Source organism: Bacillus sp. R86525 (assembly GCF_042466195.1).
Classification (GTDB): domain Bacteria; phylum Bacillota; class Bacilli; order Bacillales; family Bacillaceae_G; genus Bacillus_A; species Bacillus_A nitratireducens.
The window spans coordinates 4,537,934-4,550,694 of sequence record NZ_JAXHPX010000007.1; the positions used below are offsets into that span (position 1 = coordinate 4,537,934).

Sequence of the window (12,761 nt, forward strand, 5' to 3'; positions counted from 1 at the left end):
ACCCCCGTTGAAAGAGCACATATATACATTAAGTATTTCAGATGAGCATCCAAATAGTATTACTTTACCTTACGTTTTTTCTATTACACCACCAATTACATCCCTTTCCTTTGGCTTACGTTATATTGCATGTGAGAATATTAAAATTCATTATTCATTCACGCGAGAAATCATTATTGGCGAACAAATTGCAGCCGATCTTTTACTACCGCATTCAGCAACAATCCATGCCTTCTTACACAATCAAACCATTGTTTTCGGCCCATTAATTGGGATTTTCACAACTGGCTTTAACGATGATTCTAATTCTCCTTTAGGAAGTCGTTCCATCTCTCTCGGTGAGTTATTAACACCACCATTCACATTGCAGCCATTTGTCTTTGTCTTTGGCCTTCAACATATAAACTGGGAAGAGGAAACAATTGAAGGGTACTTCTTTCAAGATAGCAAATGGGTAAAAAACAAAGTCCCTTTACCAAATGTCATTTACGACCGTTTACCAAATCGCCAAGCAGAAAATTACAAACCTATCATAAGAGCAAAAAAACGATTAGAAAGCGACTATGCGATTCCATGGTTTAATCCAGGGTTTTTCAACAAATGGGAAGTGCATCGCCTTCTAATGAAAGAAGATTCAATGAAACCATTCTTACCAAAAACAGAAGCATTTCAACATTTTGAACAAGTAGAACGACTTCTCGGTACGTATAAGTACATTTATATGAAGCCGATACATGGTAGCTTCGGAAGAAACATTCATCAAATACTCTATTCTCAAACTGACAATCGCTACTATTGTCGTTATCGTGAAAATGAACAAAATAAACTAAGAAAGTATCAATCATTAGAAGCACTTCTTAACCATGTGTTAAAAGGACATGATTTAAAAAAGTTTATCGTACAACAAGGTATCTCACTGCTCCGCTTCGAAGGGCAACCCGTCGATTTTCGCATTCATACAAATAAAAACCATTTTGGTAATTGGGTAGTCAGTGCAATCGTCGCAAAAATCGCCGGCAAAGGTAGCTTAACAACTCATGTAAATAGCGGCGGTGATACAAAATTACTTCAGGAACTATTTCCCGATTCAACAAAGCAAGTTCAAATTGAAAATAAACTAAAACAAACAGCCTTACAAATCAGCTATGCACTTGATCGACAAGTAACCGGGAACATTGGAGAGATTGGTTTCGATATCGGTTTAGATACAGCGGAAAATCCGTGGTTATTTGAAGCAAATTCTAAACCGGGGCGAACTGTATTCCAAGATGAAAAGTTAAAAGAACAAAGCGAGCTTACGCGCCAATTATTTTATGAATATGCCATCTATTTAACTGAACACTCTTTGCGCGATTCGAAAGAAAAAATATCTCAAATACAATCAAATCCTGCACCTAACACTGACAATATCCCGTCCCCTATGATTAACTCACAAATAAAAAAACAAAAACTTCCACCTCACTCATAAGGTGGAAGTTTTCTATTTACACAAGTTTCACTACAACCTCTGTTTCCACATTACACATCCCGCAATAAAAAACATGATTGCAGTACTCTTGTGAATTACTATGTGTTAAACCATCTACTGCACGCAATAATTCTTGATCCATATACGCACTATAATCGTCTATGTAATCTACAGTTTTCCCATAATCTTGGAGTATACCTTGGCAATTTTGACAAGAATATGTTTGTGATTCTAATGCGTTGCAAAGCGGGCAAATTCCCATCATGATTCCTCCATATGTTATCCTTTTTAGATTCTAGCCGTGCATAGGAGCGGTCAGTCAGTACCTTTTCCTGCCCCATCCCGGATTAAAACAGAACTATGAAGTTGATACCAATTTAATTTTTATTTTACTAAGCTGTAAGCACAGCTGATTATATATAGATTTTAAACGCATATGATTTCGCTCTTAGTTTAGCCTTCTTTCTTAAAAATACAACGATTACTCTTATTTCATAATTTACAAAATAGCGAAGATTTTTTTACAAAATTTACAAATTATTATTTTGTATATCTTTCTAGGTAACATCCATACTATGAGTACAAACTTAATTACCGATGGATTAGCGCCAAACGGGGCGATAATCTGGTTCAAATCCAGCTAGTCCAACCAAAAAAATTTTTATAACTCTAAGGAGGATATATTCCTATGGCAAACCAAAGTTCTTACAATCAATTAGTAGTACCAGGTGCAACAGCAGCAATCGATCAAATGAAGTACGAAATCGCTCAAGAATTTGGTGTACAATTAGGAGCAGATTCTACGGCTCGTGCTAACGGTTCTGTTGGTGGAGAAATTACAAAACGTCTAGTTGCAATGGCTGAGCAAAGCCTTGGCGGATTCCAAAAATAAATATATATGGCAAAAAGGTCTCAAGGCATATGCCTTGAGACCTTCCTTAATTTATTGCAACATTTGTAAAAACTTCTTCGTTCGTTCTTCTTTTGGATTTGTAAATACATCTTCCGGTGTACCTTGTTCGACAACGACACCGCCATCCATGAAAATAACACGGTTCGCAATTTGATGAGCAAAGCGCATTTCATGCGTTACAATGACCATCGTCATTCCTTCTTTAGCAAGTTCTTTCATAACCTTTAAAACTTCTTGAACTAGCTCAGGATCAAGTGCTGACGTTGGTTCATCAAATAGTAAAACTTCCGGTTCCATCGCAAGCGCACGAGCGATTCCAACGCGCTGTTGTTGTCCGCCTGATAATTGGAATGGATATAAGTCTACTTTATCCGCAAGACCAACTTTTTCAAGGAAATAGTTTGCTTTTTTCTTCGCTTCTTCTTTCTCCATCTTTTTCACTGTAACGAGCCCTTCCATTACATTTTGAAGTGCTGTTAAATGAGGAAATAGATTATGGTGCTGGAATACCATACCTGTTTGCGTACGAAGATTTACAATATCTTTCTTCGATACTTTTTGAGAGAAATTAAGCTCTTTATTGCCGATACGAATGTTACCAGCATTCGGCGTTTCTAACACGTTGAGGCAACGTAAGAATGTCGTTTTACCAGATCCAGATGGCCCGATAATAACAACCACTTCGCCCTTCTCAACTGATAAGTCTATATGTTTTAATACGGTATTATCTCCGAAACTTTTTTGTAAATGTTGAATTGAAATCATAAAAACAAAAACTCCTTTTATGAAAGGGTTATTTTAGAGTATAACGTTCTGAACGTTTTTCTAATATTTGTTGCACGATAGATAATAAGAAGCAAATTACCCAATAAATTAGACCTGCTTCGAAATAAACAATTAAAAACTCATAGTTCATTGCCGCAATTTCCTGCGCTTTTCGGAACATTTCTGTTACTAAAATTAACGACGCTAATGACGTATCCTTCACTAAACTAATAAATGTATTCGAAAGCGGCGGAATTGATACGCGTGTTGCTTGTGGTAAAATAACACGTTTTAATGCTTGCGGGTATGTCATCCCAATTGTGTAAGCTGCTTCCCACTGTCCTTTCGGGATTGAAAGGATAGAAGCACGAATAATTTCAGATGCATATGCACCAACATTTAATGAGAAACCAATAATTGCTGCTGTATATGGCTCAACTTCAATATTAAGAGTTGGAAGACCATAGAAAATAATAAATAACTGTACAAGAAGTGGCGTTCCGCGAATGATAGATACATAGATACGAGCAATCCATTGTAAAATACGACTACCTGAAATACGTGCGAGCGCTGTTAACGTCGCAAGTATAATACCGATAATAAATGTAATAAGCGTTAACGGAATTGTCGTAAAGACAGCTTCCTTCAGCATAGGCGCGAAGGAAGTCTGCATAATATCTATCCAAGTAGACAATCGATCTGACATCAATGCGCTACTTAGATACATTTTCACCGAACCATTTTTTCGTTATTTTATCGTACGTACCATCTTTTTTCATATCTTCTAACGCTTTATTTACTTCTTGTACAAGTTTGTCGCTACCTTTACGGAATAAGAATCCACTTTGTGACGCTTCTTTTTCTGTATCTACAATTTTAATTTTTGCATCTTTTTTCGTTTCTAAATAGTTTAACACTGATAATTTATCATTGATTGTGAAATCAACACGGCCAGAACTTAATAATTCTGCTGCTTGGCTAAATCCTTCTACACCTGTGATTTCCGCACCATTTTTCTTAGCAATATCTGCGTAGTTACTTGTTAAAGATTGTGCTGCTTTTAATCCTTTTACGTCAGCAAATGTAGCAGGTTTATCTTTATCTTTCGCAATAACTAATGCTGCTGAAGAAGAAATATATGGACTAGAGAAGTCATATTTCTTTTGGCGATCTTCACGAATACCAACTTCGTTCGCAACCATGTCGAAACGTTTTGCATCTATTCCTGCAAGTAAGCTATCCCATTGCGTTTCTTTAAATACAGGTTTTACACCTAAACGTTTTGCAACTTCTTCTGCTAATTCAACGTCAAATCCAGTTAATTTATCGTTTGTATCGTGAAACGTAAATGGTGGATATGTACCTTCTGTACCAATTACAAGCTCACCGCTTTGTTTAATCTTTTGTAATGCATCTTGACTAGCTGTATCTTTTTTCTCTTCTTTACCGCAGCCTGCTACAATCCCGATCGCTAATGTAGTTACTGCAAGCACTGAAAATAATTTTTTCATGATAGTAGTCCTCCAAGTATTCTGATAGGAATTTAAAAACTATATTGATTGTATGCAATTTCGAACAATTTTTCAATGAAAATGTTCTTATTTAGTTTAACCTTTTTCTTCATAATCAAACAAAATGGAAAAATAACGCTACATACAAAAAATAAGTAACATTTTTTAATATAGCATTTATATAGAAAAAGGTAAAACAATACTTACTTATTTATAAGTTTTTCAGTCGGTGAAATGTATTAACTTCTGAGCGGACAATCCAATCAAAAAAAAACTTGCGAAAATCGCAAGTTCTCCCCTCTACATATTAAGCGCTCTGGTTTCCTTCCATTTGCGTTTTGTACATATCGTAATAACGCCCGCGCTTTTTCATTAATTCATCATGAGAACCTTTTTCTAAAATCGTTCCTCTATCAAGCACAATAATTTGATCAGCGCTCTTAATTGTTGAAAGACGATGAGCGATAATAAACGTCGTTCGTCCTTTCTTCACAACTTCTAGTGCTTGTTGAATCATGGCTTCTGTCTCTGTATCAATGCTGGAAGTCGCTTCATCTAAAATTAGAATAGCAGGATCAAAAGCAAGTGCCCTAGCAAACGATATAAGCTGACGCTCTCCGGTTGAAAGCGTACTTCCTTTCTCCGTAATTTTTTCATCTATATTGTTTGCAAACCTTTCAGCACCAACGTCACGTAACGCCTTTATGATACGGTCTTTTGAAATTTTTTCATTTTCTAAGCTTACATTGGATGCCACTGTCCCGCTAAATAAAAACGGATCTTGTAGTACAATTCCCATATGTTCACGAGTTGCTTGTTTCGGCATCTCTGTTACATCGTGACCATCAATCGTAAGCTTCCCTTTTTGAAATTCATAAAACTGGAAGAGCACATTCATAATGGAACTTTTTCCTGATCCAGTATGACCAACAAGTGCCACTGTCTCCCCTTGTCTCGCTTCAAAAGAAATATTTTTTAACACTTCATCTTTTCCATTGTAAGAAAACGAAACATTATCGAATTTCACATTTCCGTTTAAGCGAGGCATACGCTCTTCCTCTACTGCCTCTCCCTTTTCCTCTAGCAATTCAAAGACACGCTCTGATGCAACACGCGCTTGCTCTAAGTTTGCAAGTTGGTTCACCATATTCGTAATTGGCGAGAATAATCTCGTTAAATAATCGACGAAAGCATAAAGTATCCCTAGAGAAAGGATGCCCGAAGCGCTTAATGAAGCACCACCGAAATACCAAATTACGCCTGTAAAAGCGATGTTTCTTAATACAGACACTAAATTATGCGACGTTGCTGCATTTAAATTTAAAATTTTATTTTGATATTTAAAATAATCGCCATTGAGCTCTTCAAATTCCTTCTTCGTTTCACGCTCTTGACGAAATGCTTGAATAATTGGCATCCCTTGAATCGATTCATTCACTGTTCCGTTAATATCCGATAAACGCGAACGCATTTTATGATTGTATACAGACGCATACTTTCTATACATAATCGCCCAAACAATTAAAATTGGGATGATGAGTAAGCATAGTGCTGCCAGTTTTACATCAAGTAAAAATAGCGCAGCGAAAATCCCAATAATATAGATGATACTAGAGATGAATGTCGCAAGTACCGTTACATATAAATCCCGAATTGCTTCTGTATCATTCGTTACACGCGATACAATTTTCCCTGCTGGTAAATGATCGAAATAACGAATTGGTAACGTTTGTATATGAGAAAAGACATCCTCCCTCATAATTTGAATAATTTTGTTTGCTGCCTTCTGTAAGAAGAACTGCTTTCCGTATGCAAATAATGATACAACTACTAATAAAGCGAAATATCCACCGCCGAGTAGTAATAATCGATTTATTTCTGGTTTATAAAACGCAAATACTTCCTCTTTCGTTAAGACCTTCGCTTTATAAACCTGCACTGCCTTACCACTTTGTACTGTGAGCACATCGCCCTTAACAGAACGAGTTCCTTCAAGCGTTATTTTATTCGGTACAAAGTAGTACTGAAAACCAACTTGAATAACCCGGACCTCTTTCCCCTTTTTCTCACCTTCCTCAAAGCGATCACTTCGCTTATACAAGGCGCCATTATATGAAACAGCATCCTCACTCTTTTCTGTTTCATACCAAGGTCTCTCTATTCCAACGATATGCTCATCGATCATCGTTTTTGCGACGAAAGGACCCGCGAGTTCTGCAATAACGAAAACAAATAGCATCGCCATCGCTGCAAAAATCGGCCCTTTTACTTTCATCGCGTATTGAAACAATCGTTTTGAAACACTCATATTTTCACCCCACTATCCGCACTTTCACCTTCACCTTGTTGTCTTTCGAACTGCTCTGCATACCAGCCCCCATTTCGAACGAGCGCTTCATGCGAACCTTCTTCAATAACCTCACCGTTATCCATAACGAGAATCCAATCAGCATGCTGCACTGCTGACAAACGATGCGTTGTTATAATCGTCGTCTTCCCGCTTCTTTCTGTTCTTATATTTTCAATAATCGCTGCTTCCGTACGAGCATCAACAGCTGATAAAGAATCGTCCAAAATTAAAATTTCCGGATTTTGAATAACAGCCCTTGCAATTGAAATCCTTTGCTTTTGTCCACCTGATAAAGAAACACCTTTCTCTCCAACGAGCGTTTCTAAACCTTCCGGTAAAAACTCTAAATCCTTTTTAAACGCAGCTATTTCAATCGCTTTTTCAAGTTCTTCTTCAGTCGCTTCTCTGTTTCCGAATAAAATATTTTCCTTCGCTGTTTTTGAAAATAAAATGTGTTCCTGCGGTACATACCCAATCCAGCCAAGTACGTTATCATTCGGAATTTTATCTAGCTTCACATCAGAAACTGCGATATCCCCTTCTCCAAGTGGATATTGTCGAAGAAGCTGACGTACGAGCGTCGTTTTCCCGCTTCCTGTTTTCCCAACAACTCCAAGTGTCTCTCCTTGTTTTAATGAGAACGAAACATTTTTTAAATTCGTTTCATTTGATGAAGGATATGAAAAAGTAACGTTATCAAATTGAATGTAATCTGGCTCCTGTACAACCTTTGGATTTTTCGGATTCTTTACATCCGGTTCGTAAGCTAACGTTTCATTTACACGATCTAACGAAGCATTTCCTCTTTGCATAACATTAATCAATTCACCAATTGCAAACATTGGCCAAATCATCATTCCTAAATAGACGTTAAAAGAAACGAGCTCACCAAGTGTCACTTTTGATTGGAATACGAGATATGCACCGTACACTAAACCAATTAAATAACTAAGACCGACAAGCATTTTCACAGTTGGCTGGAATAATGCATCGATTCTTGCTACTCTCATATTTTTCTCGTATACGTCATCTCCTAACTGATGAAACCTTTCTTGATCAGCATTCTCCTGTACATACGCACGAATAACGCGTACACCCGCAATTGATTCAAGCACTTTATCGTTCATATCTCCGAACGCATCTTGTGCGACTGTAAATCGTTCATGCAATTTCTTTCCGTATATATTCATTGCAAACGCCATAATCGGAAGCGGTATAAGCGCAGCAAATGTTAACTGCCAACTAATTGAAAAGCCCATCATACAAACAATTGTAAGCATATATAGACTAGAATCAACGAGCGTTAATATACCAAAACCAGCTGTCATGGAGATTGCTTTTAAATCATTTGTCGCTCTCGCCATTAAATCGCCAGTACGGTTTTTTTGATAAAACGTCGGTGTCATCTTGAGTAAATGCCCCATAAATTTTGAACGCATCGTTTTCTCAAGTACGAACGCACCGCCAAATAGTTGGTGCTGCCAAATGAAAGTAAGCACATACCCACCAACCGTTACCCCAAGTAAAATAAAAATATATTGCATAATCGCCTCGTTCGTTAAGGCTCCTGTTTTAATGTTATCAATTGTAATCCCTAATACTTTCGGAGGAATTACCTCTATCACGTTTACAATTAAAAGTACCCCAATTGCGATACTATACCTTTTCCAATGCTCCCTAAAAAACCATTTTAACTTTAGTAATACTGAAAACAATATAACCTCTCCCTTCTCGTTCTCGTTTGATGAAGGCTTCTTTATCCACTATCTAGAGTCATCTCATTTACATTTCGAAAACCATAACATTTCATCACATTTTTCCACCTTCCAAATTCTGATTTTTATAGTAACCATACAAAGTATGGAAACAAGCAAATTAGACAAAAAAAAGCATACCGTCGCTTGACGATATGCAAAGGAATGCATAAAAGCGTACGTTACGATATACGCAACGTACGCTTCTCATAAGACAAAAAAGTCCTATATATCCGCACGGGTTGCGTAATAATATGAATGTTTTCCGCCGTTTAATACAGCTAAGCCCATTACATTTACGATTACAATCATTACGCACACCCCCTTCATTTATTTTCCATTTATAATCTTACAACTTTATTGAGTATTCTGTCAATTGTTTTTTCGCTTTAGAATAAAATAAATCTTTTATCACAAAAAATGAAAGTGATGCATTCTACTTATAATTCAGTTTGAAATAAGGGAATCTTCTGTAAGAAAGGGCATACAAAATAAAAAAATAATAAGAAATCGTTTTCACAAACATTTCATTTGAAAAATATTATCAAACCACCTACAATCACCTTATACTCACTCTTACAAGTTGCTATTTTAGGAGGACTAATCATGACAACTAGCAATACGTACAAATTTTATTTAAACGGAGAATGGAGAGAAAGCTCTTCAGGTCAAACAATCGAAATTCCATCTCCATACTTACACGAAGTAATTGGTCAAGTACAAGCAATTACTCGCGGAGAAGTAGATGAAGCAATTGCATCTGCAAAAGAAGCTCAAAAAGACTGGGCTGAAGCTTCTCTACAAGATCGCGCAAAATATTTATATAAATGGGCTGATGAGCTCGTAAATATGCAAGATGAAATTGCCGATATCATTATGAAAGAAGTCGGTAAAGGATATAAAGATGCGCAAAAAGAAGTCGTTCGTACAGCTGACTTAATTCGTTACACAGTTGACGAAGCACTTCACATGCACGGTGAAAGCATGATGGGTGATAGCTTCCCTGGTGGATCTAAATCTAAACTTGCAATTATCCAACGCGCACCACTTGGTGTTGTATTAGCAATCGCACCGTTTAACTACCCAGTAAACTTATCTGCTGCAAAGCTTGCACCAGCACTTATTATGGGTAACGCTGTTATCTTCAAACCAGCAACTCAAGGTGCTATTAGCGGTATTAAAATGGTTGAAGCACTTCATAAAGCAGGCCTACCAAAAGGTCTTGTAAACGTAGCTACAGGACGCGGTTCTGTAATTGGTGACTACTTAGTAGAACATCCTGGCGTAAATATGGTATCGTTCACAGGTGGTACAAATACAGGTAAACATTTGGCGAAAAAAGCTGCGATGATTCCACTTGTATTAGAACTTGGTGGTAAAGACCCTGGTATCGTTTGTGAAGATGCAGACTTACAAGAAGCTGCAAAGCATATCGTAAGCGGTGCATTCTCTTACTCAGGTCAACGTTGTACAGCTATTAAACGCGTACTTGTACATGAAAATGTAGCAGACGAACTAGCTGGCTTATTAAAAGAGCAAGTAGCTGAACTATCAGTTGGATCTCCAGAACAAAACAGCACAATCGTTCCATTAATCGACGATAAATCGGCTGACTTCGTTCAAGGTTTAATTGATGATGCTACTGAAAAAGGTGCAACAATCGTTATCGGTAACAAACGTGAGCGCAACTTAATTTATCCAACATTAATCGACAACGTAACAGAAGAAATGAAAGTTGCTTGGGAAGAGCCATTTCGCCCAATCCTTCCAATCATCCGTGTTTCTTCTGACGAACAAGCGATTGAAATTGCTAACAAATCAGAGTTCGGTCTGCAAGCAAGTGTCTTCACAAAAGACATTAACAAAGCATTTGCAATTGCAAACAAAATCGACACTGGTTCTGTTCAAATTAACGGACGCACAGAGCGCGGCCCTGACCACTTCCCATTCATTGGTGTAAAAGGTTCAGGTATGGGCGCACAAGGTATTCGTAAGAGCCTTGAGTCTATGACTCGTCAAAAAGTAACTGTATTAAACTTAGTTTAATCTTATATGTAGCAGCTGATCTAATATTTAGGTCAGCTGCTTTTTAGTTAAAACCCTCCACCCCCTCAATAACGAACTCTTCTCTATAATCTGATTATTACTATATCCATTGACGTATAAAAATACATTTGTTACTCTTAAACATGTTAATTTAATACATAAATCCTCATTCGTATCTCGGTGAGGTAGAGGTTGCAGTCATTAAGAGTATCATTTCAGGAGATGTAGTGGCATTGATGAAGAAATGAGAAAGGAATGATTGCCGAAGTAAGTCGTGTCCACCATGCACGCTTGCTGGGTCTGCATTTAATAAGTGCAGAACTGTCACAAACGTTTCGTTTGTGGAGAGCTATCGAGAGGTATGTCGTGGGTTTCTTATAAGATAGAAAGCATGTAGCGGCAGATTACGTGCTTTTTTTGTTTTGTTTGAACCTTCTCTTCCTTATCAGGAAGACATACATATCTCCTCGCTTGACTTGGTTATACTAACTTTGGAGGTATTTTCTATGCAACAAAAAAAATGGGGCTTTTGGGTACTAACAGCTTTCGTTGTCGGTAACATGGTTGGCGCTGGTATTTTCATGGTGCCAAGTACGCTAGCACAAACAGCAAGCCCACTCGGTGTCACTTTAGCTTGGTTAACAACAGGGTTTGGTGTTTTAATGCTAGCTCTTGTTTTCGGTAATTTAGCAATTCGTCGTCCTGATTTAACAACGGGACCACAAAGTCATGCATATGCTTTATTCTCAACTCCAAAAAGAAAGAAAATGGCTGGTTTCAGTATGGTATGGGGATATTGGGTTGCAAACTGGGCAAGTAACGTTGCCATCATTACATCTTTCGCGGGATATTTATCACTCTTCTTCCCGATTATGAAAGATACGCGACTATTATTTTCAATCGGCTCGTTCGATATAGAAGTTGGAAAGCTCATTACATTTACTATTTGTTCCGTCTTACTTTGGGGAACTCATTTAATATTAACAAACGGTGTAAGCGGAGCTGGGAAACTAAACTTCTTAGCAACAACAACGAAAGTAACTGGATTCCTTCTATTCATTGTCGTTACGTTATTTGCGTTCGAAGCTTCAAAGTTTGGACAATGGTACACACCGATGATCGATAAAGAAGGCGTATCACACGGTCTCCTTTCACAAGTAAATTTAGCGGCTCTTACAACGCTTTGGGCATTTATTGGGATTGAATCAGCGGTTCTTTTATCAAACCGAGCTACTTCTCCCAAAACGGTAAAACGCGCGACTGTTGCTGGTTTATTAATAACGGTTGCAATTTATTTAGGAATTACAATTTTAACAATGGGTGTACTTCACGTTGATAAATTACAAGCTTCTGAACGTCCATTAGCAGATGCATTAAACGCTGCAATGGGTCACGGCGGCGGGAAACTTATGGCATTACTTGCTCTTACTTCCCTATTCGGTTCAATATTAGGCTGGATTTTATTAAGCTCAGAAGTACCTTATCAAGCAGCAAAAGAAGGTTTCTTCCCTTCCTTCTTCGCAAAAACAAATAAAAAAGGAAGTCCAATTCATTCACTACGATTAACAAACATTATGTCGCAAGTGTTCTTATTCTCAACATTATCAGGAACAATTGCGGAAGCTTATACATTCGTTATTACCGTATCAACACTGGCCTACCTCATTCCATATCTCGTTTCACCAATCTTCCAGTTAAAACTAGTCGCAACTGGTGAAACATATAAAAATGAACTGCGGGCAAGAATTACAGATGGCATAGTCGCAGTTATCGCACTTTGCTATGCACTATGGGTTATTAAAACAGGCGCATCCGATATAAAAACGTTCCTTCTCGGAATCGGTTTATTCGCAATTGGCTTTGCCTTCTATCCATTAATGAATCGTGATCAGAAAAAAAATAACGAAAAGAAAAACGAGCAAGTTGCGTAACGCAATTTGCTCGTTTTTTGCTT

The 12,761-nt window shown here is 37.5% G+C and carries 10 protein-coding genes and 1 riboswitch; of the genes, 4 read left to right on the forward strand and 6 right to left on the reverse strand.

The window, feature by feature from the left end:
- The first annotated feature begins 7 nt into the window (after window positions 1–7).
- The gene (locus tag SJY24_RS26080) at window positions 8–1,468 is read left to right on the forward strand and encodes a YheC/YheD family endospore coat-associated protein (protein ID WP_377866724.1); all 1,461 of its coding nucleotides are present in this window, start codon (window positions 8–10) and stop codon (window positions 1,466–1,468) included.
- 16 nt (window positions 1,469–1,484) lie between these two features.
- Here the strand turns inward: SJY24_RS26080 and SJY24_RS26085 are convergent, their stop codons facing one another.
- Window positions 1,485–1,730: a hypothetical protein gene (locus SJY24_RS26085; RefSeq protein WP_000510461.1), complete on the reverse strand. Its 246-nt coding sequence runs from the start codon at window positions 1,728–1,730 to the stop codon at window positions 1,485–1,487.
- Between the two features lie 426 nt (window positions 1,731–2,156).
- Here SJY24_RS26085 and sasP point away from each other — a divergent pair, with 426 nt between their 5' ends.
- Window positions 2,157–2,360, forward strand: a complete 204-nt coding sequence (sasP, locus tag SJY24_RS26090; RefSeq protein ID WP_000013349.1) for a small acid-soluble spore protein, SasP family — start codon at window positions 2,157–2,159, stop codon at window positions 2,358–2,360.
- A 51-nt stretch (window positions 2,361–2,411) separates the two neighbouring features.
- On the opposite strand, the gene SJY24_RS26095 is transcribed toward sasP, so the two are convergent.
- The 5 genes from SJY24_RS26095 to SJY24_RS26115 form a co-directional block, all read right to left on the reverse strand.
- On the reverse strand, window positions 2,412–3,146 hold the full coding sequence (locus tag SJY24_RS26095) for an amino acid ABC transporter ATP-binding protein (protein WP_097809523.1): 735 nt from the start codon (window positions 3,144–3,146) through the stop codon (window positions 2,412–2,414).
- Window positions 3,147–3,174: 28 nt separating this feature from the next.
- Window positions 3,175–3,873, reverse strand: a complete 699-nt coding sequence (locus SJY24_RS26100) for an amino acid ABC transporter permease (RefSeq protein WP_215574467.1) — start codon at window positions 3,871–3,873, stop codon at window positions 3,175–3,177.
- Window positions 3,860–4,657: an amino acid ABC transporter substrate-binding protein gene (locus tag SJY24_RS26105; protein WP_000732862.1), complete on the reverse strand. Its 798-nt coding sequence runs from the start codon at window positions 4,655–4,657 to the stop codon at window positions 3,860–3,862. The genes SJY24_RS26100 and SJY24_RS26105 overlap by 14 nt, the downstream gene beginning before the upstream one ends.
- A 307-nt stretch (window positions 4,658–4,964) precedes the next feature.
- Window positions 4,965–6,965, reverse strand: a complete 2,001-nt coding sequence (locus SJY24_RS26110) for an ABC transporter ATP-binding protein (RefSeq protein ID WP_377866725.1) — start codon at window positions 6,963–6,965, stop codon at window positions 4,965–4,967.
- Window positions 6,962–8,722, reverse strand: a complete 1,761-nt coding sequence (locus tag SJY24_RS26115; protein WP_377866726.1) for an ABC transporter ATP-binding protein — start codon at window positions 8,720–8,722, stop codon at window positions 6,962–6,964. The genes SJY24_RS26110 and SJY24_RS26115 overlap by 4 nt, the downstream gene beginning before the upstream one ends.
- 645 nt (window positions 8,723–9,367) lie before the next feature.
- Here SJY24_RS26115 and gapN point away from each other — a divergent pair.
- Together gapN and SJY24_RS26125 are read left to right on the forward strand one after the other, a co-directional pair.
- Window positions 9,368–10,807, forward strand: a complete 1,440-nt coding sequence (gene gapN / locus SJY24_RS26120) for an NADP-dependent glyceraldehyde-3-phosphate dehydrogenase (RefSeq protein ID WP_377866728.1) — start codon at window positions 9,368–9,370, stop codon at window positions 10,805–10,807.
- Window positions 10,808–10,985: 178 nt separating this feature from the next.
- A riboswitch (Lysine riboswitch) is annotated at window positions 10,986–11,167 on the forward strand.
- A 146-nt stretch (window positions 11,168–11,313) separates the two neighbouring features.
- Entirely contained in the window at window positions 11,314–12,738 is a 1,425-nt protein-coding gene (locus tag SJY24_RS26125; RefSeq protein WP_377866729.1) for an amino acid permease, read from the forward strand.
- Window positions 12,739–12,761: the final 23 nt, after the last annotated feature.

Coding starts and splice junctions, on each gene's coding strand:
- gapN (WP_377866728.1), top strand. CDS start 9,368: ATGACAACTAGCAATACGTACAAATTTTATTTAAACGGAGAATGGAGA.
- SJY24_RS26085 (WP_000510461.1), bottom strand. CDS start 1,730: ATGGGAATTTGCCCGCTTTGCAACGCATTAGAATCACAAACATATTCT.
- SJY24_RS26105 (WP_000732862.1), bottom strand. CDS start 4,657: ATGAAAAAATTATTTTCAGTGCTTGCAGTAACTACATTAGCGATCGGG.
- sasP (WP_000013349.1), top strand. CDS start 2,157: ATGGCAAACCAAAGTTCTTACAATCAATTAGTAGTACCAGGTGCAACA.
- SJY24_RS26125 (WP_377866729.1), top strand. CDS start 11,314: ATGCAACAAAAAAAATGGGGCTTTTGGGTACTAACAGCTTTCGTTGTC.
- SJY24_RS26110 (WP_377866725.1), bottom strand. CDS start 6,965: ATGAGTGTTTCAAAACGATTGTTTCAATACGCGATGAAAGTAAAAGGG.
- SJY24_RS26095 (WP_097809523.1), bottom strand. CDS start 3,146: ATGATTTCAATTCAACATTTACAAAAAAGTTTCGGAGATAATACCGTA.
- SJY24_RS26100 (WP_215574467.1), bottom strand. CDS start 3,873: ATGTATCTAAGTAGCGCATTGATGTCAGATCGATTGTCTACTTGGATA.